General features: G+C 68.9%; 1 protein-coding gene. It reads right to left on the bottom strand.

Going from position 1 to position 1079, the window contains the following annotated elements:
• Positions 1-989: sugar ABC transporter permease (locus AC5RUJ_RS17000; RefSeq protein WP_494156332.1), on the bottom strand; the 989-nt coding region annotated here is incomplete at its 3' end.
• Positions 990-1079 lie beyond the last annotated feature (90 nt).

Below are 1079 nucleotides of genomic sequence, written 5' to 3'. Positions count from 1 at the left end.
GCCAGCCGGCCGGCCGCCAGCATGCCGCCGACGGCGGCGAACGTCGAGCACAGGACGAAGATGGACACGTAGACGCGGTTGACGGCGATGCCGGCCCGCCGCGCCGCTTCCCGGTTGCCGCCGACGGCGTAGACGGAGCGGCCCCACTGGGTCCGGGTGAAGGCGTAGTGCATCACCAGCACCAGGGCGGCGAAGAAGACGAACATCCAGCCGACGCCGCGGGCCTGGTTCAGGTACCAGACCGCGAACAGCAGGATCACGGCCAGCAGGATGGTCTGCATCACGACCAGCCGCATCGGGCGCCCGGACAGGCCCGCCTTGACCCGCTGGCGGGAGAGCGTGAGCTGGCTGAGGAAGAAGCCGGCCACGCCGACGACCGCCAGTACGTACGACAGCCAGCCCGGCACGAAGGCCTGCTGGCCGAACCAGACGAGGAAGGAATCGAACGGCAGGTTGATGGTGCCCTCGACCCCGAGCACGAACAGTTGCAGTCCGAGGAAACCGAGCAGGCCGGCCAGCGTAATCACGAAGGACGGGACCCCGAACCTGGTGTAGACCAGCGAATAGACCAGCCCGATCACGGCGCCGGCCGCCATCGCGGTCAGGATCGCCAGCCCGATGGGCCAGTCCTGCTTGATGAAGGTGACTCCGACGATCGCGGCCGACAGGCCGCTGACGGAGCCGACGGACAAATCGATTTCGCCGACCAGCAGGACGCAGACGATGCCCAGCGCGATGACCCCGACGGCGGCGCTTTCCAGCAGCAAGTTGACCAGGTTGGCGCTGGAGAGGAAGAACGGGTTGAGCACCTGGAAGATGGACCAGATGACCAGCAGCCCGACGACGATGGGCAGCACGCCCAGGTCGCCGCCGCGGACCCGGTTGATCCCGACCTTGACGGCGCCCTTGAAGCCCTCGGTCCGGATCAGCCGTTCGTCCTGCAGGTCGGTGGCCACCGGGATGACCGGGGCGGCTGGATTCGTTGTCATGGTACGGTCCCTTCTTCCGGTGCTCCTGCCCCCGACCCCTGCCGGCCCGCGCTTCCGGCGGCCTGGCCGGGCGGGAGCGAGCCTCCGCCC

Source organism: Arthrobacter sp. Y3223164 (genome assembly GCF_059091005.1).
The sequence above is the reverse complement of the archived record's forward strand: the minus strand, read 5'-3'. Positions and strand labels throughout refer to the sequence as shown.